The sequence below is a fragment of the Pseudomonas sp. EMN2 genome (genome assembly GCF_009650555.1).
In the GTDB taxonomy this organism is placed as follows: Bacteria; Pseudomonadota; Gammaproteobacteria; order Pseudomonadales; family Pseudomonadaceae; genus Aquipseudomonas; species Aquipseudomonas sichuanensis.
This window is the reverse complement of record NZ_VZZR01000082.1, coordinates 14,890-36,012: the sequence shown is the minus strand read 5'-3', so window position 1 is coordinate 36,012 and position 21,123 is coordinate 14,890. Positions and strand designations below refer to the sequence as shown.

Sequence of the window (21,123 nt, the reverse complement as noted above, 5' to 3'; positions counted from 1 at the left end):
GGGCGTCGCCAAGCGGTAAGGCAGCAGGTTTTGATCCTGCCATGCGTTGGTTCGAATCCAGCCGCCCCTGCCATTTTCCTATACTCATCCAGGTATACCCTCAGCCTTCAGGTACTGCGCGTGTCCAAGATGATGGTCTTTACGGGGAACGCTAACCCCGATCTGGCTCGGCGTGTCGTACGTCAGCTGCATATCCCTCTCGGTGACGTCTCTGTCGGTAAATTCTCCGACGGCGAGATCAGCACTGAGATCAATGAAAATGTCCGCGGTAAAGACGTCTTCATTATTCAGCCGACCTGTGCCCCGACCAACGATAACCTGATGGAACTGGTAGTGATGGCCGATGCCTTCCGCCGCTCCTCAGCATCCCGAATCACCGCCGTGATTCCTTACTTCGGATACGCCCGCCAGGACCGCCGTCCGCGTTCGGCACGTGTAGCCATCAGCGCCAAAGTCGTCGCTGACATGCTCACTGTCGTAGGTATCGACCGTGTACTCACCGTCGACCTGCACGCTGACCAGATCCAGGGTTTCTTCGATATCCCCGTCGACAACATCTACGGCTCGCCCGTACTGGTCGACGACATCGAAGACCAGCGTTTCGAGAACCTGATGATCGTCTCCCCGGACATCGGTGGTGTGGTACGTGCCCGTGCCGTCGCCAAGTCCCTGGGTGTTGATCTCGGGATCATCGACAAACGCCGCGAGAAGGCTAACCACTCCGAGGTTATGCACATCATCGGCGACGTCGAAGGACGCACCTGCATCCTGGTAGACGACATGGTCGACACCGCCGGCACCCTGTGCCACGCGGCCAAAGCCCTGAAAGAACACGGCGCTGCCAAGGTTTACGCCTACTGCACGCACCCTGTCCTGTCGGGCCGCGCGATCGAGAACATCGAGAAGTCGGTACTGGACGAACTGGTGGTGACCAACACCATCCCGCTGTCCGCCGCTGCTCAAGCCTGTGACCGTATCCGCCAGCTGGATATCGCACCGGTTGTGGCTGAAGCGGTACGCCGCATCAGCAATGAAGAATCGATCAGCGCGATGTTCCGCTAAGCGGGACACGTGTTGATGTGAAGCGCCCCGCCCCAACCTGTGTTGGGGCGGGGCTTTTTTGCCATCCCCGTCTGGCGCTGGTCGCAAACGCCTTTCGGGAGGCTATTTTGGAGAAACAAAATGACTGACTTCATCCTGAACGCCCAAGCGCGTACTGACCTGGGGAAAGGTGCGAGCCGCCGCCTGCGTCACACGCTGAACATCCCTGCCGTTGTTTACGGTGGCGATAAAGAAGCCCAATCCCTGACCATCGTGGCCAAGGAAATCGCCAAGCTGTTCGAAAACGAAGCTGCCTTCAGCCACGTTATCGAGCTGAACGTCGACGGCGCCAAGCAGAACGTCGTGGTCAAGGCCATGCAGCGTCACCCAGCCAAAGGCTACATCATGCACGCCGACTTCGTTCGCGTCGTTGCTGGCCAGAAGCTGACCGCCAAGGTTCCAGTTCACTTCGTCGGCGAAGAAGCCCCGATCAAGAAAGGCGGCGAAATCTCGCACGTTGTTTCCGAGATCGAAGTTTCCTGCGAAGCCAAAGATCTGCCTGAGTTCATCGAAGTTGACCTGAGCAACGCCGAAGTCGGCGCGATCATCCACCTGTCGGACCTGAAAGCTCCGAAAGGCGTAGAGTTCGTTGCTCTGGCCCACGGTGATGACAAAGCTGTTGCCAACGTCCACGCCCCGCGCGTAGCCGCTGAAGGCGCTGCTGAGTAATCTACTCGGCAAGCCGGTGTTGAAGGGGTTACAGTGCCCGGCGCTGTAACCCACCAACTCCAAGGAAAGAGCCCCTGACGTGACCGCCATCCAGTTGATCGTTGGCCTGGGTAACCCCGGCCCCGAATACGAACAGACCCGGCATAACGCAGGGGCTCTTTTCGTTGAACGCGTAGCCAGCGCCCAGCGCGTCTCCTTGACCGCTGACCGCAAATATTTCGGCCTGACGGCTAAATTCAGCCATCAGGGCAACGACGTTCGTTTGCTGATCCCCACCACCTACATGAACCGTAGCGGCCAGTCCGTGGCGGCCTTGGCCAATTTCTTCCGGATCAAGCCGGAGGCCATTCTGGTGGCACACGACGAACTCGACCTGCCTCCCGGCGTCGCCAAGCTCAAGCGCGGTGGCGGCCACGGTGGGCACAACGGCCTGCGCGACATCATCGCGCAGCTCGGCAACCAGAACGATTTCCACCGCCTGCGGCTTGGCATTGGCCACCCGGGCGACGCCAAGCTGGTCTCCAACTTCGTCCTGGGCCGCGCACCGCGCGCCGAACAGGAGAAGCTCGACGCCAGCATCGATTATGCCCTCGGTGTGCTGCCGGACGTGCTCGCTGGCGACTTCGCCAAGGCGATGCGCGAGCTGCACAGCCAGAAGGCCTGACAACTCTAGTAAGGGGAATACCCATGGGTTTCAATTGCGGCATCGTCGGCCTGCCCAACGTCGGCAAGTCCACCCTGTTCAACGCCCTGACCAAGTCCGGTATTGCGGCTGAGAACTTCCCCTTCTGCACCATCGAGCCGAACAGCGGCATCGTGCCGATGCCCGACGCGCGCCTGAATGCGCTGGCCGAGATCGTCAAACCGAACCGCATCCTGCCGACCACCATGGAATTCGTCGACATCGCAGGCCTGGTGGCCGGTGCCTCGAAAGGTGAAGGCCTGGGCAACAAGTTCCTCGCCAACATCCGCGAGACCGACGCCATCGCCCACGTGGTGCGCTGCTTCGAAGACGAGAACGTGATCCACGTTTCCAACAGCGTCGACCCCAAGCGCGACATCGAGATCATCGACCTCGAACTGATCTTCGCCGACCTCGACAGCTGCGAGAAGCAACTGCAGAAAGTCGCCCGCAATGCCAAGGGCGGCGACAAGGACGCCCTGGCGCAGAAGGCGATCCTGGAGAAGCTGATCCCGCACTTCACCGAAGGCAAGCCGGCACGCAGCCTGATGAAGAACATGGCTGACGACGAGAAAGCCGTCATCCGTGGCTTCCACCTGCTGACCAGCAAGCCGGTGATGTACATCGCCAACGTGGCCGAAGACGGCTTCGACAACAACCCGCACCTGGACGTGGTCAAGGCCATCGCCGAGGAAGAAGGCGCGGTCGTGGTGCCGGTGTGCAACAAGATCGAAGCCGAAATCGCCGAGCTGGATGATGGCGAAGAGAAGGACATGTTCCTCGAGGCCCTGGGCCTGGAAGAGCCTGGCCTGAACCGCGTGATCCGCGCCGGTTACGAGCTGCTCAACCTGCAGACCTACTTCACTGCCGGCGTGCAGGAAGTACGTGCCTGGACCGTACGCGTCGGCGCCACCGCGCCACAGGCCGCGGGCGTGATCCACACCGACTTCGAAAAAGGCTTCATCCGCGCCGAAGTGGTGGCCTACGACGACTTCATCCAGTTCAAGGGTGAAGGCGGTGCCAAGGAAGCCGGCAAATGGCGTCTGGAAGGCAAGGATTACATCGTCAAGGACGGCGATGTGATGCACTTCCGCTTCAACGTCTAAGCACAGCTCGGCGTCTCCCTATCGCGGGGCAAGCCCGCTCCCACGCAGTCTGTACTGGACACGTGGGAGCGGGCTTGCCCCGCGATGCTTTTATGCAGGGGAAAGTTGAGTGTCAGCGCAACTGACTGCCAGCACTGTTGCATTTAAAGTTGCTCTGCAGCGGCCCAGGCTAGTCGCCTTTCCGTGAACAGGCATGCTCCCATGACACAAACAATTCAACGCCCCCAGGCCGTCCCCACCGTGCAGGTGAATACCGACGAGGTCATCGTCACCGAATGGCGCTTCGCCCCCGGCGCCGAGACCGGCCGCCACCTGCATGGCCATGACTATGTGGTGGTGCCGATGACCGACGGCACCCTGCTGCTGGAAACGCCCGAGGGCGAGAAACGCGCGCCACTGGTGGCGGGCCAGAGCTACTTCCGCAAGGCCGGCGTCGAGCACAACGTGATCAATGCCAGCGACCATGAAGTGGTGTTCATCGAGACCGAGCTCAAATAGCAGAGCCGCCCGCCTGGCTACCCGCACTGTCCCCATCGCTGGCAAGCCAGCTCCCACAGGGTATGCGCAAGCCTTGAGGTCGGCGTGGTCGAGGTGGGAGCCGGCTTGCCGGCGATAGGCATTGTCGTCGTGCGCTCACTTCACCCCCGCAGCACAACCGTCTACACTCCTTCCCTGCTTGAACCGGGATAACCGAAGCACTGCCTCGAAACCCGATGGACCTGACCACCGCTGGTCAACCGTCGGGACTAATGGGTCCGGACCTTGGCCGGCCTGTTTATCGGAGGCAACACATGGACCCGCGTATCTGGCTGCTGGCCCTGGCGACTTTCGTCACCGGCATGGCCGAAAACATCACCGTCGGCATCCTGCCGGCACTGGCCGATGGCCTGGACGTTCCGCTCGGCGTAGCCGGGCAACTGACCACCGTCTTCTCCCTGAGCTTCGCCCTCGCCGCGCCCTTCTCTCCCCTGCTTACCACACGCTTGCCGCTGCGTGGCCTGCTGTGCGCCACCCTGGCGCTGTTCGCCCTGTGCAACCTGCTGGCGGCATGGGCGCCCGGCTACACCGTGCTGCTGATCACCCGCATCGGCATGGCCGCGACCAGCGCATTGACCTGCCTGACCTGCACCTTGATGGCCACGCGCCTGGCACCTGAAGCCCTGCGCGGGCGCGCCATCGGGGTGATCTTCATGGGCATCTGCAGCTCGCTGATACTGGGCGTGCCGGCCGGCATGCTGTTGTCCGACGCCCTGGGCTGGCGCGGCGTGTTCGTTGGCCTTAGCGGCCTGGCGGCGGCAGTGCTGCTGATGGCCTGGCGCGGGCTGCCGACGCTGCAGAGCGACGAGCGCATCGCCCTGGCCAGTTACATACGCCACGTGCGCGACAGCCGCCTGACGGCCGCGCAGGGCGTGTCGCTGTTGATGATCGCCGGGCACTTCACCGTGTTCGCCTACCTGGCGCCCTACGCCCAGCAGGTCGCCCAAGTGCCGGCCCAATGGCTGGCAGCGCTGTTCGCGGCATTCGGCATCGCCGGTGTGACAGGCGGTTACATCGGCGGCTGGATGGCCGATCGCCTGGGTGTGGCCAAGGCCATCCTGCTGGCGCCCTTGCTGTACCTCGCCAGCCTGCTGCTGCTACCGCTGAGCGCGGGCACACCCTGGCTGTTCCTGCCGGTGATGATGCTCTGGGGCGGGCTGAGCTGGACCACTTCGCCAGTGGTGCAGAGCTACCTGGCCAAGCGTGGGGAAGATACCTTCCCGGCGGGCATGAGCCTGAACATGTCGGCCATGCACCTGGGGGTCGGGCTGGGTTCGGCCATCGGTGGCGTGGTGATAAGCGGCTCGACGCTGGCCGCTACCCCCTGGGCCGGCGCACTGTTGACGACACTGGCGGCAGGGCTGGCGATCTGGTCGGCCATGCCACGGGCCGGGGCGTTGGAAATGGCGCAGTGATCGCTCACTGCGCCAGTCGAAAGCTTACTTGGCCAGCTTGTCGTAGCTGGTCATCAGGTTGCGGTAGTCGGGGATATGGTTGGAGAACAACGTCCCCAGCCCTTCGATGTCGTTGCGCCAGTCACGGTGCAGTTCGCAGGCCACGCCGAACCAGGTCATCAGCTGCGCACCGGCAGCCTCCATGCGCCGCCAGGCCGAGTCGCGGGTCAACTCGTTGAAGGTGCCGGAGGCATCGGTGACCACGAACACCTCGAAGCCCTCCTCCAGCGCCGAGAGCGCCGGGAAGGCCACGCAGACCTCGGTCACCACCCCGGCGATCAGCAGTTGCTTCTTGCCGGTGGCCTTCACCGCCTTGACGAAGTCTTCGTTGTCCCAGGCATTGATGTTGCCGGGGCGAGCGATGTACGGCGCATCGGGGAACTGTGCCTTGAGCTCGGGCACCAGCGGGCCGTTGGGGCCGGTCTCGAAGCTGGTGGTGAGGATGGTCGGCAGCTTGAAGTACTTGGCCAGGTCGGCGAGCGCCAGCACGTTGTTCTTGAACCGGTCGGGGTCGATGTCGCGTACCAGCGACAGCAACCCGGCCTGATGATCGACCAGCAGGACGGCAGCGTTGTTCTTGTCCAGTCGCTTGTATTGGAACGCCATGGCTGAACTCCTTGCTTTGCAGGTAGGGAGTTTCCAGCGTAGGCAATCAACGCGCACAAGGCCGACCGTCAGTCGGCTCAGGGCGTCTCATGACTTCAGCGTTCTGACTGCGCTGTTTGCACGGGCTAGCTGGTTTACCTGAATGCGTGGGAGCGGGCTTGCCCCGCGATGGATGGCACCGGCTGCGCCGGTATCGCGGGGCAAGCCCGCTCCCACGGGCGGTGCTCGGCTAAAGAACGCAGGGTCGGGTGATCTATCCATCAGTTCACAGTTTTCTGAACTGATTATTTGCGCGCAGCGATTTGTCCCCTTCGCCGCCCCCACCAGAATCGCTTCACCAACAATCACAATAAACCGTGAGGCCACTCCCGTGGACCAGACACTCCAGGTACGGCAGGCCGCCGCCGACCTCGTTGCCGCCTTCGCCAGCAATGACACCGCCCGCTACTTCGCCTGCTTCAGCGAAGACGCCACCTTCCTTTTCCACACCTTGGCGCAACCGCTGCTGTCGCGCCGCGCCTATGAAGAACTCTGGGCCTCCTGGCAGGCAGACGGCTTTGCCGTGCTCGGCTGCGAATCCAGCAATGTGCAGGTGAGCCTGCAAGGCGACGTGGCGATCTTCATGCACGACGTGGCCACGCGCCTGCGCGTCGCCGGTGAAACCCTCGACCTGAACGAGCGCGAGACCATCGTCTTCCGCCGCCACGGCGAGCGCTGGCTGGCCTGCCACGAGCACCTGTCGGTCGTCTCGCCGGCCTGATCCCTTTCAAGCGGCCCTGCCGCACTGCCATCGCACCCACAACAAGGCCGCCCGACGGCCGACAACATACGCGCTGGAGCACCACCATGAGCCACTCGACCGGTATCGAGACCAATGGCGTCGAACAGATCCCCGACGATCAACGCGACGCTGCCCCGCTTGACCTGTTCCGCCTGATCTTCGGCGGCGCCAACACCTTTGCCACCGCCGTACTGGGCAGCTTCCCGGTGCTGTTCGGGCTGTCGTTCCAGGCCGGCGTGTGGGCGATTTTGCTCGGCGTCGGCGTGGGCGCGCTGATCCTTGCGCCGATGGGCCTGTTCGGCGCGCTCAACGGCACCAACAACGCGGTATCGTCCGGCGCGCATTTCGGCGTGCACGGGCGTATCGTCGGCTCGTTCCTGTCGTTGCTGACCGCCGTGGCGTTCTTTTCGCTGTCGGTGTGGAGCTCGGGCGATGCCCTGGTCGGCGGCGCCAAGCGCCTGGTCGGCCTGCCGGAAACCGACCTGACCCTGGGCCTGGCCTACGGCCTGTTCGCCGTGCTGGTGCTGGTGGTGTGCATCTTCGGTTTCCGCTTCATGCTGTGGGTCAACAAGATCGCGGTGTGGGCCTCGAGCCTGCTGTTCCTGCTGGGCATCTTCGCCTTCGCCGGGCCGTTCGACGCGGGCTACGCCGGCAGCGTCAACCTCGGCCAGGCCGGCTTCTGGGCGGCGTTCGTCGGTGCGGCGATCCTGGCCATGAGCAACCCGGTGTCGTTCGGTGCCTTCCTCGGTGACTGGTCGCGCTACATCCCGCGTGCCACGCCGAAGTCGCGGATCATGCTGGCGGTGATCCTGGCCCAGGTGGCCACGCTGATCCCGTTCCTGTTCGGCCTGTGCACCGCCACCCTGGTGGCCAGCCAGGCGCCGGACTACATCGCCGCCAACAACTACGTCGGTGGCCTGCTGGCCATCTCGCCGGGCTGGTTCTTCCTGCCGGTGTGCCTGATTGCGGTGATCGGCGGCATGTCCACCGGCACCACGGCGCTGTACGGCACCGGCCTGGACATGTCCAGCGTGTTCCCGCGCCTGCTCAGCCGCGCCGCGGCCACGCTGCTGATCGGCGTGCTGGCCATCGGCTTCATCTTCATCGGCCGCTTCACCTTCAACCTGGTACAGAGCGTGTCGACCTTCGCCGTGCTGATCATCACCTGCACCAGCCCCTGGATGGTGATCATGATCCTCGGCCTGATCACCCGCCGCGGCTTCTACCACGCCGACGACCTGCAGGTGTTCACCCGTGGCCAGCAAGGCGGCCACTACTGGTTCTGCCACGGCTGGAACTGGCGCGGCATGGGCGCATGGATCCCCAGTGCGCTGGTCGGCCTGTGCTTCGTCAACCTGCCTGGGCAGTTCGTCGGCCCGCTGGGTGAACTGGCCGGCGGCATCGACCTGAGCCTGCCGGTCACCCTCGGTATCGCCGCCGTGCTGTACCTGATCCTGCTCAACCTGTTCCCTGAACCGGCTGGCGTGTACGGCCCGCAAGGCCCGCGCTGGGTGCGTTGCAAAAGCACGCCGGTAAAGCCCGTGACCACCGCCGAAATGGCCTGACTGGAATCCGACCATGACCACTTCTCACTACATCGACGGCCGCTGGGTCGAAGGCCAGGGCAGCGACTGCATCGTTGTGCACAACCCGTCCGACGGCCTGCCGTTCGCCGAACTGATGGCCGCCAGCACGGCCCAGGTCGACCAGGCCGTGGCCGCCGCACGCCGTGCGCTGGCGTCCTGGAAGACGGTCAGCGCCGCCGAGCGCGCCGCCTACCTGCGCGGCTTCGCCGAGCAACTGGGCCAGCGCCGCGACGAGCTGATCGCCTTGCAGATGCGCAACAACGGCAAGCCGCGCCACGAGGCCGAGATCGACCTGGACGACGCCATCGCCACCTTCGCCTACTACGCCGACCTGGCGGAACAGTTGCCGGAAAAAAACCGCGACGTGCCGCTGGCCGCACCGGGCTTCAGCTCCCGCACCCGCCTGGAGCCGGTAGGCGTGGTCGGCCTGATCGTGCCGTGGAACTTCCCGCTGGTGACCAGCGCCTGGAAGCTCGCCCCGGCCCTGGCCGCCGGCTGCACCGTGGTGCTCAAGCCCTCCGAAGTGACCCCGCTGATCGAGCAGGCCTACGGCCAGATCGCCGAAGTACTGGGCCTGCCGGCCGGCGTGCTGAACATCGTCAACGGCAAGGCCGAGACCGGCGCCGCCCTGAGCGGCCACAACGGTCTGGACAAGCTGTCGTTCACCGGCAGCAACGGCGTCGGTAGCCAGGTGATGCGTGCAGCCGCCGCGCAATGCCGGCCGGTGACGCTGGAGCTGGGTGGCAAGTCGGCCATCGTGGTGTTCGACGATTGCGACGTCGACCAGGCAGTGGAATGGATCGTCGCCGGCATCACCTGGAACGCCGGGCAGATGTGCTCGGCCACCTCGCGCCTGCTGGTGCAGGACGGCATCGCCGATGCGTTGCTGCCGCGCTTGCAGGAGGCGCTGGAGAAGCTGCGCGTCGGCAATCCGCTGAACGAGGAAGTGGACATGGGGCCGCTGACCAGCCAGGCGCAGTGGCTCAAGGTCGCCAGCTACTTCGCCAAGGCCCGCGAGGAAGGCTTGAAGTGCCTGGCCGGCGGCACGGCGCTGGACCGCGACGGCTGGTTCGTCAGCCCGACGCTGTATGTGGACGTGCCTGAGAGCAGCCGCCTGTGGGGCGAGGAGATTTTCGGCCCGGTGCTGTGCGCGCGGCGCTTCGTCACCGAAGCCGAGGCCATCGTGCAGGCCAACGATAGCCGCTTCGGGCTGGTCGCTACCGTGTGCTCCGCCGACCTGGAACGCGCCGAGCGCGTGGCCGATGCGTTGGAGGTAGGGCATGTGTGGATCAACTCGGTGCAGGCGGTGTTCGTCGAGACGTCCTGGGGCGGGACCAAGGGCAGCGGGATTGGGCGCGAGCTCGGGCCTTGGGGGTTGTCGGGGTATCTGTCGGTGAAGCATGTGACGCGGTGTTTGGGGTGATGGGGTAGTTGCTCGGCGAGGGTTTTTCAGCGCCCTCACTCGGTCAACGGCCCTAGTGCCCAAGGCCCCTGAAAGGGCTGATCCCAATGACGAAAAGGCCCTTGCCGGCTCAGACGGCAAGGGCCTTTTGTTTCACGCTGACAAGTGAGTCTCACCGAAGTGCAAGCATCATCGTCTTCGGTGACAGCTGTGGACAGGCTGTGAACCCCGCAGCTTTGGCATAGAAGCGCTCCAGACGCTCATCAAGCGGGTGCACGATCATTGCAACACTTCCGACGATCTCGGACGCAACCAGAGCTCTCTCGACAGCATCCTGCAACAGGTCCGTGGCGACCCCTTGCCCAGCAGCGCTCAGGGTTACCCCCATTCGCCCCAACACCATCACCGGCAAATCATTTGGGGCATTGCGTCGCACACTTGCGGAAGAACCATGGGCACGCGCCACAGACCCCGTCGAAAGCGTGTAGTAACCTGCCACAACCGACGTGCCCTTGAAGCAGGTGACATACACCACCGCGTGCTTTGCTATCTGCGCCTTGTAAGCCTTTTCGCGAAGGTAGCCATTGATCGACGCCTCTCCACAGTCGAACTGACCTAGCTCATGAAAGGCTTCGAGCTTCTGCGGAGCGCTCAGCTCCAGCGCTTCGGCCTTGCCAACAGCTTCTTCACGCATTCATTGCTCCTGATGGGGCTGTCTTCAAGCGCCTGGGTGAATTGATCGAAGGCTTCGTCATCAAGCAGGAACAACCGGCGCTCCATCAGTACTTCCTCAGCGCGTCGGCAAGCCGCATCGAGAACGAAGCTGGTGCGGTCACCGCCCACAATCTCCACGGCGGCATCGATGAGGTCTCTGCGGTGCTCGGCCACCCTCATGTTCAACGGTACGGCCTTGCTCCGATCCTTGATCTGTAAATCGCTCATTGGTGACTCCCAGCCCATCCCACGGGGCACTGAATCGACGAAGGATGTCGACCAGACAAAGGCTACTCCTGCGTAACGCAAATGTATAGCCAGGTATCAATTTGCGTTACGTTTAGGCTGCTCATGTGGATGCTTAGATTGACCTTGCTCGCTTTGGCTTGCACGTCAGGACATTCTGAGATTGGAACCAGTTGCTTCAGCTGCGTCATGGCTACAGGGTGCAGAGCGCTGCAAATGCCCAGGCATGCACTTCGCAGCCCTCACCCAATCATCCATCGCCCCCGTGACTTTCCCCCCTCCCCGCAAAGTCCCACTTCCTGGTAGCCCCATAACCACAACACCAGGCCAGCCTCCCATGCACCCTCAACGCACCACCTTGCACAACGAACTGCACGCCCGCCCGTCGCTGTATTTCGACGGCCCGGCCCATGTCTTCCACCTCGCCCTGCTCGGCGGTGACACGGCCTGCCAGTCGCTGCTGCAGCGCTGCTGCCCCGAGGCGCCCGACCCGTACGCCGCCCAGGGCATCACCCAGCTCGAAGGCCATCCGTTCAAATGGGAACGGCACACCGAGTTCTTCACCCTGACCCTGGTCGTGCCCTGCGCCAGCAGCGACAGCGACTGGCAGGTGCTGCCAGAAGTGCTGGCCAAGGCCATCGCCCCGCAGGCAGCGCAGGTGATCAACGCGGTGCAGGTGCTGGTACGCGATGAACAGGGCCTGGACCTCACCCGCTACGGCTTCAAGGACCCTTGCGGTTCCTGCGTCGGCGGTGGGGATGCCGCGGTGTGGAGCGACTTCCGCCTGACCGCCGACGGCACCAACCGCTTCCTGTTCATCAACCGCCGCCTCAACGCCTACCGCCAGGGCCGCATGATCCGCCGCCTGCTGGAGATCGAGACCTACCGCATGATGGCCTCGCTGACCCTGGACACGGCCAAGGCCCTGAGCCATGAGCTGGACGCCTTCGACAAGACCCTGGTGAGCCTGTCCGAACGCGGCGCCAGTGCCGCCGGGCATGACTCCAAGGCGTTGCTCGAAGCCATCGCCCTGCTGTCGCGCCAGGTGGTCAGCCGCACGGTGAAGACCCGCCACCGCTTCGGCGCCACCCAGGCCTATGCGCAACTGGTGTTCGAGCGCCTGGGCGAACTGCGTGAAAGCCATGTGGGCGATTGCCAGCGCCTGGGGGTGTTCATCGAGCGGCGCTTCAAGCCTACCGTGCGCTACTGCGCAGCCACCGAGCAGCGCCTGGAGCAACTGGCAAAGAACGTGGCCAACCTCGGCGACCTGTTGCAGGCGCGGGTGCAGGTGGAGATGGAAGAACAGAATGCCGGGATCCTGCAAAGCCTCAATGCCCGGGCCGATGCCCAGGTGAAGATCCAGCGGGCGGTGGAAGGCTTGTCGATCATTGCGATCACGTACTACCTGCTGAACCTGTTCAAGCTGCTGTATGGCGGGCTGAACGTACTGGGCGCGGGGCTGGCGGCGCGCGAAGCCTTGCTGGGGATGGCGCCGCCGGTGCTGCTGGTATTGCTGGTGATCCTGCTGCGCATCAGGCGCGCCAAGCAGCACTGAAAGGCCAGGGGGCGCCTTGCGCCCCTTTCGCCGGCAAGCCGGCTCCCACCTCGACCGCGCTTAGTTCAATCTTGTGGGAGCTGGCTTGCCAGCGATGAGGCCAGCACAAGCAACACAAGGCAGTTGCTTGTACAGCATCACGCCGGCTCGTCGGCCGGGCGGCCATTCTCCTGCACCAGCACCATGGTCTGCTGCGAGGACAGGGCAATGCCCTCATCGCGCAGGCGCCCGAGGATGGTGAACAATAAGTCGCTGCGGGTGCTCGACACCTGCCGCGGCGAAGCCACGTAGCCGCTTACGCCAATCACCATGCCACTGCTGGTCAGGTCCTTGAACGTCACCGAACAGGCCGGCGCATCGAGGATCGACTCATGCTCGTGGTAGGCCGCCAGCAACACTTCGCGCACCTTGGCCGGATCGGTCTCCAGCGGCAGTGTAAGGGTGATGCCGACCACCCCGAGGGCATTGGCCATGGTCACGTTGCGCACGTTCTGCGAAATGAACTGCGAGTTGGGCACGATCACCGTCGAGCGGTCGGACATCTGGATCTCGGTGGCGCGCACGTTGATACGGCGGATATCACCCTCCACACCGGCCAGGCTGACCCAGTCGCCCACTTTCACCGGGCGTTCGGTCAAAAGGATCAGGCCGGAGATGAAGTTCTGCACGATCTGCTGCAGGCCGAAACCGATACCGACCGACAGCGCACTGACCACCCAGGTCAGGCTGGTCAGGTTGATGTGCAGGGTGGACATCACCAGCATGGCCAGGAACAGGAAGCCCAGGTAACCCACCAGGGTCACCAGGGAGGCACGCATGCCGGCGTCCATGTCGGTTTCGGGCAGCAGGCGATCGCTGAGCCAGCGCTTGACCACACGAATGGCGAACCAGCCACCGATGAAGATGGCCACGGCCATCAGGATGTCCTGAGGCACGATGTTCAGATTGCCGAGCACCTTGCCGCCGGTGCCGTCCCAGTCGGCCAGGCTCAGCAGCAGCTCACCCGGGCTGGTACCCGAAGGCATGAATACCAGCAAGGCGGCGGCGAACAGCAGCACAGTGCGGCCGATACCGGCCAGGATGGTGCTGGCCTGCGCCTGGTGGCGCTGTTGCAGGCCCAACGCCGAAGCCAGTGCCAGGCCACCGGGTTGGCGTGGCGAAAGCAAGGTTTCGCAGAGATCGCCGAATACAGTGACCAGCAGGTAGGCACACACGGTGACCACGCTGATCCACAGCAGCTTGGCCGTGAGGAAGTAGGCCAGCGTCAGGTAGCCGGTCACCAGCGTCAGCAGGATCGCCACCACCCACACCACGATCACGAACGGGATCAGCCCGGTCAGGCCTTTGGGGCGTTCCAGGCCATGCTGGCGACGGGCGCGGCGGTAGCACACCAGCGCAGCCACGAACAGCAGCGACACCACCAGCGCGGTCAGGCCGTTGGTGGCCAGGGTCAGCGCCAGGCTGGTGCCGATCACGCTGTTGATGCGTTCCTGGGTGAGCATCACCATCAGCGCCAGCGCCAGTACCTTGGGGAACCAGCCCAGGGCGCTGGCCACTTCATCGGCAATCGGCGGCAGGCGCCACGACGGGCGCTGCAGCATCAGCATGGCGCGGCCCAGGCCCGAGATGAAGGCGCTGAACACCACCAGGGCGAGGACATGATTGGTCAGGCTGGCCAGGTCGGTGCCCAGCTCGGCGCTGCTTTCCAGGCCCCAGCGCAGCAACGACACCGAGCCGGAGATGGTGCCCAGGGTTGCCAGGCTGACGCTCACGGCCAAGGCACTGCGGCGCAGCCGGCCTACGGGCAGCCAGCGCACCATGGCGTTGGCCAGCAAGCGCTCGAGCACCCGGCGCACCAGGGTCCAAACCAGTACGGCGGCCACCAGGGCGCTGATGAACAACCAGCGGTGTTCGGCGCTGAACGCGCTGGCCATGGCGTCGGCGGCCTCTGCGCGCAGGTCGCGCAGGCGGGCCACATCGTCATCGGTGGGGCGGATCAGGCTCGACCAGAACGCCGGGCTCAGCGGGCTGGCGGCGCGGCTGGTGATCTGCGAGTTGAACAGGCTGCGGCGCAGGTTGACGATCTGCGTGGACAGGTCACGGGCCGACTGGGCCAGCGCGGTGGTGTCCTTCTGCTCGGCAAGCACCGCGTTCTTCTGATCGGTCAGTTGCTTGCGCTGGCGGGTCAGGCTCTGGGCCTCTTCCGGCATCGGCGGGCCGAGCACGTTGAGCTGGTCGTCCAGGCGCTGCACATCGGCGGTACGCGCGGTGACCAGCACATCAGCCTGGCGCTGCACCTGCAGGGCCGACTGGCGCAACTGCGCGAGCAGGTCATCGTTGGCGTTGCTGGTGACGCCCTGGCGGATCTGGTCGAGCCGTTCGCTCAACTCTTCCAGGCCAGCGTTCTCGTCCAGCACCTGCTGCTCGGCCACGGCCAGCCGCGACACCGGGGTGACGGGGGCAGCCCAGGCGGGTACGGCCACCCACAGTAGCAGGGCCAAAATCCCCACATAGAATCGGTCAAGGCTGACACGCCTCATCGAATGTTCCTCTATACAACTCGACAGGGCGTGAATTCTACGCGGTCCGGCCGCTCAGGAGGGTGCCGTTTCTCGGGCCAGCAACTGGCGTTTGCGCTCCACCCCCCAACGGTAACCGCTGAGATCGCCATCGCGGCGCACTACGCGGTGGCAGGGGATGGCCACCGCAATCGTGTTGGCCGCGCAGGCCTGGGCCACGGCGCGCACGGCCTTGGGCGCGCCGATGCGCTCGGCGATGTCGGTGTAGCTGACCCGGCTGCCCGCCGGCACTTCGCGCAAGGCCTGCCAGACCCGCTCCTGGAACGCCGTACCCTGCACATCCAATGGCAGCGCCAGGCCCAGCGCCGGCGCTTCGACAAAACCGATCACCTCGGCGACCAGGCGCTCGAAGGCGTCATCCCCACCGATCAGCTGGGCTTTGGGGAATTTGTCCTGCAGGTCCTGGAGCAGCGGCTCGGGTTCATCGCCCAGCAGGATCGCGCAGATACCGCGCTCGCTCTGCGCCACCAGGATCGCCCCGAGTGAACACTGGGCGAGCGCAAAGCGGATGGTCGCGCCCTGCCCGCCGGCCCGGTACTCACGGGGGTGCATCCCTAAGCGCTCGGCGGCACTTTCATAGAAGCGGCTGTTGGAGTTGTAGCCGGCGTCATAGATGGCCTCTGTGACACTAGCGGCCGCCTCCAGCCCTTCGCGCAGGCGCCGGGCGCGGAAGGCCGAGGCATAGGCCTTGGGAGTAAGGCCGGTTTCGGCCTTGAACAGGCGGTGCAGGTGGAAGGGGCTGAGGCTCAGCTCGGCGCCCAGTTGGTCGAGGTTGGGTGCCGTGTCGCTGGCTTCGATCAGGCGGCAGGCGCGGGCCACCACTTCGCTGCGGCGTACCGCGTGGGTGCCACCCGCACAACGTTTGCAGGCACGGTAACCGGCCGCCTCGGCTTGCTGGGCGTCAATGAAGAACTCGACGTTCTCGCGTTTGGCCAGGCGCGACGAGCAGGCCGGCTGGCAGTACACGCCAGTGGTGCGCACGGCGTAGACGAAGTGGCCGGTGGCGGCACTGTCGCGGGTTTGCACGGCGTGCCAGCGCTCGGCGTCGGTGGTGTAGCTGGGGACGAGGGTCATGGCGTCGCTCCTTTGATTCGCTGCAGTTACCTTGCCTGGACAGGCAGAACGCCGAACTCCGATTCTTGCGGTGATTACACCGGCCCCATCGCGGGGCAAGCCCGCTCCCACGTGGATCGAGATCTGGCGTGGGAGCGGGCTTGCCCCGCGATGAGTCATGCGCGCCACAGATACCAAGCCGCCACCGTCCGGTACGGGCTCCACGCTTCCCCCAGCGCCCGCATCCGCGCAGGCGTCGGCGCCTTCTCCAAGCCCTTCATCCGCCGATACCCCTCGCGCACGCCAAAGTCATCCACCGGCAGGATATCCGAACGTTCCAGGCTGTAGATCAGCAGCATCTCCACCGTCCAGCGCCCCACGCCGCGCAGCGTCACCAGGCGCTCGATCAGTGCATCATCGGCCAGGGTCAGCGCTTCGTCGCGGCTGGGCACGATGCCGTCCAGGCTGGCCTGGGCAATGCCCTGCAGGGTCGCGGTCTTGCTGGCGGAAAACCCACAGGCGCGCATCGCCTCCGGCGTGACCCGTAGCAATTGCTCGGGCGCTGGAAAGCGCTGCCCGGGAAACAGCGCCAGCAATCGCCCAAGAATCGCCTCCGCCGCCCGCGCATGCAGCTGCTGGTAGGCAATGGCCCGCACCAGCGCTTCATAGGGTTCACGCCCCGGGGTGGCGGCATGCAGGCAAGGGCCGGTTGCGGCAATATGCCGCGCCCAGTCCGGGTCCTGCCCGGCCAGAAACTCGGCGGCGGCCGTGAAGGCACGGGGCGTAAGGTCTGCAAGGATCATCAAGGGGCTCGAACAGGCTGAAAGACTTCAGCCTAGCGCAACCGTTCATCGGCGAAACGCTCAATCTTGCGCATTGAATCCTTGGCATACCATTGATCTGGCCTCGCTGCCCCGCATAGAATTGAGAACAATTCACAATCACATTAACCGGGCAAGGCTCTCCAGACGATGCAGATCCCTGACACGCTGCAACCGGCCGAAGTCGATCTGCTCTATCGTACCCACCACAGCTGGTTGCGCGGCTGGCTCAGCGCCCGCACCGGTTGCCGGGACAACGCCGCCGACCTCGCCCAGGACACCTTCGTGCGCCTGCTCAAGGCACGCCAGGTTTCACCGCTGAAAGCGCCGCGTGCCTACCTGAGCAGCATTGCCCGTGGCCTGATGATCGACCAGTTCCGCCGCCGCGCCCTGGAAAAGGCCTACCTCGAAAGCCTGGCCAACCTGCCGGAGCTGGAGGCGCCCAGCGAAGAACAGCGCCTGGTCATCCTCGACACCCTCGAACGCCTCGACAGCGCCCTGCAGAGCCTCAAACCCCGCGCGCGCCAGGCCTTCCTCATGGCCCAGCTCGACGGCCTGCCCCTGGCCCAGATCGCCTTGCGCCTGGACGTGTCACGGGCAACGGTCGAGCGCGACCTGGCCAAGGCCTTGGGCGTCTGCTATCGGTTGCGCTATGCCGACCTCTGACCAGCAACCCACCCAGGCCCAGGTCGACCAGGCCATCGACTGGCTGGTGAAGCTGCGCTACGACAGCCCCGGCCAGCGAACCAAGCAACAGTTCCAGCTGTGGCTGGCCAGCCACCCGCAACATGCCGAGGCCTGGCAACGGGTCAGCGAACTGAGTGACGAACTGGCCAGCCTGCCGGGGGAGTTGAGCCGTCGCACCCTGGAGGGCAGCGAGCGTCAACGCATGAACCGTCGTGACCACCTCAAGCTGCTGTCGGTACTGGCGCTGGGTGGCACGCTTGGCTGGGCGGCGCGCGAGCCGTTGGGGATACCGGCACTGCTGGCCGACAGCCGCACCGCCACAGGTGAGCGCCGCGAGCTGCAGGGCAGTGACGGCAGCCGCATCCGCCTCAACACCGCCAGCGCCATCGACCTGCGCTACAGCGCCGAGCTGCGCCAGCTGACCCTGGTACGTGGCGAGGTCAGCCTGGACAGCAATGGCAGCGACAATCGCCCGTTCCGCATCGCCACCCCCATCGCCACCCTGGCCACCCAGGGCGGCCAACTGCTGCTGCGCGAGAACGCCCAGGGCCTGCTGCTGGCCGTAAGGCGGGGCGAGGTGACGCTGTTCCCCGCCTCTGCCGCAGCCCATCAGGTCAAGCCCGGCGAGGTGGTGCAGGTGCTGGCGGCGGGCAGCTATCAACCGGCCACGCTGCACGCTGACCCGTGGGGCTGGACCGATGGCGTGCTCAGCGTGCAGCAGATGCCACTGGGCGAGTTCGTCGACGAGCTGTCGCGCTACCGCCCGGGCCTGCTGCGCTGCGCGCCGGCGGTGGCCGGGTTGAAGGTGTCCGGTACCTACCAGTTGGCCGATACCGACCAGATCCTGCTGCTGATCGCGCGCAACCTGCCGGTGCGCATCGACTACCGCACGCGTTACTGGGTGAGCATCGATGCCGCGTGAAAAAATCGTGAAAATAAATGAGGTGAAATCTCATTCTCGTCCGGCCTGAAGGAACAAAGCCCGCAAAGTGGTCTTCACAACCTTCAGGAGCGCTTCATGATTCGCCCGTGTGCCCCCCGCAACGACACCCTGCGCAACGCCATACGCGGCGCCGCCTTCGGCCTTGGCCTGGCCACCGTCGGCCTGCTGCCGGCACAGGCCAGCGCCGCGCCGGCAAGCCAGAGCCAACAACGCGACTGGAACATCCCGGCCGGCCCGCTGGCCGTCGCGCTGGACCAGATGGCGCGCCAGGGCGGGCTGAACCTGTCGTTCGACGCCGACAGCCTGAAGGGCAGGACCACCAACGGCGTGCGCGGCCACTATGACAATGCCCAGGCCCTGCAGATCCTGCTGCATGGCAGTGACGTACAGGTGCAGCAGCAAAGCGAGCAGAGCTTCTTGCTGATCCCTGCACTGGACGCCGGTGATGCCTTGCAGTTGGGCGCCACCAGCATCTCCAGCAACCGCCTGGGTGAAACCACCGAGCACAGCGGCTCCTACACCACCGGCGCGGTGACCATCGGCAAGGCCCCACAGAGCATCCGCCACACCCCGCAGTCGGTCACCGTGGTCACCCGCCAGCGTATCGACGACCAGAACATCACCAACCTCACCAATCTGCTGGAGCAGACCCCGGGCGTGGTGGTCAACCTCACCGACAGCGAGCGGGTGCAGTACTTCGCCCGTGGCTACGCGATCGACGCCATCCAGTACGACGGCGCCACCGTGGTGCAGAGCAGCGGCGGTGGTTCGTTCATCCAGAGCGACTCGGCGATCATCGACCGCGCCGAGATCCTGCGGGGCGCCACCGGCATGCTGCGTGGCGCCGGCAACCCGTCGGGCACCGTCAACCTGGTGCGCAAGCGCCCCACCTACGAATTCCAGGGCGAAGGCAGCGTCACCCTCGGCACCTGGGATGCCCAGCGCTACGTCGCCGATATCTCCGGACCGCTGACCGAGACCGGCAACGTGCGTGGCCGGGTGATCGCGGTGCATGACGAGAAGGACCACTTCCAGCAGTCGCGCCAGGAGCGCAAGGACGTGCTGTACGGGGTGATGGCGTTCGACCTCAATGACAGCACCACCCTGACCACCGGCCTGGAATGGACCCAGCTCGACGCCACGGGCGCCTGGGGCAACCTGCCCGCCGACTACGACGGCTCGCCATTGCCGTTCGGCCGCAGCACCTACCTGGGCGCCGACTGGAACCGTTGGAACCGCAGCAACCTGCAGACGTTCGCCGAGCTCGAGCACCGCTTCGACAACGACTGGTCCCTCAAGCTGATGGCCCAGCGCACCCACTTCGAACTGGACGACAACGGCTTCAAGCAGACCTACTTCACCCGCGCCACCGGCGCCGCCAACCCCGGCCGCAACCCCTACCTGATGAACTATCAGGTTACCGAGGGTGATGGCGGCGAGAGCCTGCAGAACAACCTCAGCGCCACGCTCAACGGCCCGTTCGACCTGCTCGGCCGCAGCCACGAGCTGATGCTCGGCGTGGAGCGCATCCGCAACGACTCCTATGCCTCGGCCACCAACAATGTGCAGTCGGGCGTGTTCGACATCCGCACCTGGGACCCGAAGACCAGCCTGGCCAACCCGAACATCAACATCACCGCCCACCCGGTGCGCACCCGCACCACCCAGGAAGGGGCCTACGCCACCTGGCGCATCTCCCTGGCCGATCCGCTCACCGCGATCATCGGCGCGCGCGCCAACTGGTATGACTACGAGCAGGAAAACAACACCAAGGCCAATGGCAAATTCAGCGTCGACAACGAGATCGTGCCGTACGCCGCGCTGATCTACGACCTGAACGACAACTTCAGCACCTACGCCAGCTACACCGAGATCTTCAACCCGCAGACCAACACCGACGCCGCAGGCTCGGTGCTTGAACCGGTGACCGGCGAAGCCTACGAGACCGGGATCAAGGGCGAGTTCTACGACGGGCGCCTGAACACCTCGCTGGCGTTCTTCCGCATCTATCAGGTGGGCAACGCGCTGGACGACATCAGCGGCCCCAACCCGTGCCTGCCCAACTACACCAGCGGCTACTGCAAGGTGGCCGCGGGCAAGAACCGCAGCCAGGGCTTCGAGCTGGAGATCTCCGGCGAAGTGCTGCCAGGCTGGAACCTCAGCGGTGGCTACACCTACAACACCACCGAATACCTGAAGGACACCACGGGCAACAACGGCAACCCGATCCGCACCACCGACCCCAAGCGCCTGTTGCGCCTGTTCACCAGCTACCGCCTGCCGGGCGAGTTGCAGGCCTGGACCGTGGGTGGCGGGGTGCAGGCGCAAAGCGACATCTACAACCGCAGCGGCACCGCCGAGGCCACGCAGTCGGGCTATGCGGTGTACAACGCGATGGTCAACTACCGCTTCAACGACAACTATTCGCTGCAGTTGAACGCCAATAACCTGTTCGACAAGAAGTACTACCGCCAGGTGGCACCGACGCCGACCGGGTATTACTGGGGCGATCCGCGCAATGTGTCGGTGACCCTGCGCGGGACGTTCTGACCTGACCATCGCGGGGCCAGCCCGCTCCCACGCTCTACAGTGCCCGTGGGA

19 protein-coding genes are annotated in these 21,123 nt (G+C 64.9%); 13 read left to right on the top strand and 6 right to left on the bottom strand.

Features of this window, described 5'->3' with window-relative positions:
* Positions 1-120 precede the first annotated feature (120 nt).
* From F6X61_RS21650 to F6X61_RS21625, 6 genes are all read left to right on the top strand, one after another.
* Positions 121-1,062: a ribose-phosphate pyrophosphokinase gene (locus tag F6X61_RS21650; RefSeq protein ID WP_099773531.1), complete on the top strand. Its 942-nt coding sequence runs from the start codon at positions 121-123 to the stop codon at positions 1,060-1,062.
* A 120-nt stretch (positions 1,063-1,182) separates the two neighbouring features.
* Positions 1,183-1,770, top strand: coding sequence for a 50S ribosomal protein L25/general stress protein Ctc (locus tag F6X61_RS21645; RefSeq protein WP_153788463.1), 588 nt, complete (start codon positions 1,183-1,185; stop codon positions 1,768-1,770).
* Between the two features lie 79 nt (positions 1,771-1,849).
* On the top strand, positions 1,850-2,434 hold the full coding sequence (gene pth / locus F6X61_RS21640; protein WP_110995623.1) for an aminoacyl-tRNA hydrolase: 585 nt from the start codon (positions 1,850-1,852) through the stop codon (positions 2,432-2,434).
* 23 nt (positions 2,435-2,457) lie between these two features.
* Complete coding sequence (gene ychF, locus F6X61_RS21635) at positions 2,458-3,558, top strand: redox-regulated ATPase YchF (protein ID WP_153788462.1); 1,101 nt, start codon at positions 2,458-2,460, stop codon at positions 3,556-3,558.
* 201 nt (positions 3,559-3,759) lie between these two features.
* Positions 3,760-4,056: a cupin domain-containing protein gene (locus tag F6X61_RS21630; protein WP_153788461.1), complete on the top strand. Its 297-nt coding sequence runs from the start codon at positions 3,760-3,762 to the stop codon at positions 4,054-4,056.
* Between the two features lie 293 nt (positions 4,057-4,349).
* Positions 4,350-5,510: an MFS transporter gene (locus F6X61_RS21625; RefSeq protein ID WP_153788460.1), complete on the top strand. Its 1,161-nt coding sequence runs from the start codon at positions 4,350-4,352 to the stop codon at positions 5,508-5,510.
* Positions 5,511-5,534: 24 nt separating this feature from the next.
* On the opposite strand, the gene ycaC is transcribed toward F6X61_RS21625, so the two are convergent.
* Complete coding sequence (ycaC, locus tag F6X61_RS21620) at positions 5,535-6,155, bottom strand: isochorismate family cysteine hydrolase YcaC (protein ID WP_125860386.1); 621 nt, start codon at positions 6,153-6,155, stop codon at positions 5,535-5,537.
* Between the two features lie 370 nt (positions 6,156-6,525).
* On the opposite strand from ycaC, the gene F6X61_RS21615 reads away from it, so the two are divergent.
* The 3 genes from F6X61_RS21615 to F6X61_RS21605 all read left to right on the top strand — a co-directional run bounded on the left by F6X61_RS21615 (position 6,526) and on the right by F6X61_RS21605 (position 9,945).
* Entirely contained in the window at positions 6,526-6,915 is a 390-nt protein-coding gene (locus tag F6X61_RS21615) for a nuclear transport factor 2 family protein (protein ID WP_153788459.1), read from the top strand.
* Positions 6,916-7,001: 86 nt separating this feature from the next.
* Entirely contained in the window at positions 7,002-8,501 is a 1,500-nt protein-coding gene (locus tag F6X61_RS21610; RefSeq protein WP_153788458.1) for a cytosine permease, read from the top strand.
* A gap of 13 nt (positions 8,502-8,514) precedes the next feature.
* On the top strand, positions 8,515-9,945 hold the full coding sequence (locus F6X61_RS21605) for an aldehyde dehydrogenase family protein (RefSeq protein ID WP_153788457.1): 1,431 nt from the start codon (positions 8,515-8,517) through the stop codon (positions 9,943-9,945).
* A 151-nt stretch (positions 9,946-10,096) separates the two neighbouring features.
* Here F6X61_RS21605 and F6X61_RS21600 read toward each other — a convergent pair whose 3' ends face one another.
* On the bottom strand, positions 10,097-10,618 hold the full coding sequence (locus F6X61_RS21600) for a GNAT family N-acetyltransferase (protein WP_153788456.1): 522 nt from the start codon (positions 10,616-10,618) through the stop codon (positions 10,097-10,099).
* Positions 10,576-10,866 carry a DUF1778 domain-containing protein gene (locus F6X61_RS21595; RefSeq protein WP_081100214.1) on the bottom strand — a complete coding sequence of 97 codons (291 nt, stop codon included), beginning with the start codon at positions 10,864-10,866 and terminating at the stop codon, positions 10,576-10,578. Before F6X61_RS21595 ends, F6X61_RS21600 begins: the two co-directional genes overlap by 43 nt.
* 355 nt (positions 10,867-11,221) lie before the next feature.
* Here F6X61_RS21595 and F6X61_RS21590 point away from each other — a divergent pair, with 355 nt between their 5' ends.
* A complete protein-coding gene (locus F6X61_RS21590; protein WP_153788455.1) occupies positions 11,222-12,439 on the top strand; it encodes a DUF3422 domain-containing protein in 1,218 nt (405 codons plus the stop codon).
* Between the two features lie 137 nt (positions 12,440-12,576).
* Here the strand turns inward: F6X61_RS21590 and F6X61_RS21585 are convergent, their stop codons facing one another.
* From F6X61_RS21585 to F6X61_RS21575, 3 genes are all read right to left on the bottom strand, one after another.
* Positions 12,577-14,979 carry a DUF3772 domain-containing protein gene (locus F6X61_RS21585; protein ID WP_153788454.1) on the bottom strand — a complete coding sequence of 801 codons (2,403 nt, stop codon included), beginning with the start codon at positions 14,977-14,979 and terminating at the stop codon, positions 12,577-12,579.
* Between the two features lie 54 nt (positions 14,980-15,033).
* The gene (ada, locus tag F6X61_RS21580; RefSeq protein WP_153788453.1) at positions 15,034-16,092 is read right to left on the bottom strand and encodes a bifunctional DNA-binding transcriptional regulator/O6-methylguanine-DNA methyltransferase Ada; all 1,059 of its coding nucleotides are present in this window, start codon (positions 16,090-16,092) and stop codon (positions 15,034-15,036) included.
* Positions 16,093-16,247: 155 nt separating this feature from the next.
* Entirely contained in the window at positions 16,248-16,874 is a 627-nt protein-coding gene (locus F6X61_RS21575; protein ID WP_153788452.1) for a DNA-3-methyladenine glycosylase, read from the bottom strand.
* 168 nt (positions 16,875-17,042) lie between these two features.
* On the opposite strand from F6X61_RS21575, the gene F6X61_RS21570 reads away from it, so the two are divergent.
* The 3 genes from F6X61_RS21570 to F6X61_RS21560 all read left to right on the top strand — a co-directional run bounded on the left by F6X61_RS21570 (position 17,043) and on the right by F6X61_RS21560 (position 21,072).
* Entirely contained in the window at positions 17,043-17,558 is a 516-nt protein-coding gene (locus F6X61_RS21570; protein WP_153788451.1) for a sigma-70 family RNA polymerase sigma factor, read from the top strand.
* On the top strand, positions 17,545-18,501 hold the full coding sequence (locus F6X61_RS21565; protein ID WP_153788450.1) for a FecR domain-containing protein: 957 nt from the start codon (positions 17,545-17,547) through the stop codon (positions 18,499-18,501). Before F6X61_RS21570 ends, F6X61_RS21565 begins: the two co-directional genes overlap by 14 nt.
* A 96-nt stretch (positions 18,502-18,597) precedes the next feature.
* The gene (locus F6X61_RS21560; RefSeq protein ID WP_153788449.1) at positions 18,598-21,072 is read left to right on the top strand and encodes a TonB-dependent receptor; all 2,475 of its coding nucleotides are present in this window, start codon (positions 18,598-18,600) and stop codon (positions 21,070-21,072) included.
* The last annotated feature ends 51 nt before the right edge of the window (positions 21,073-21,123 follow it).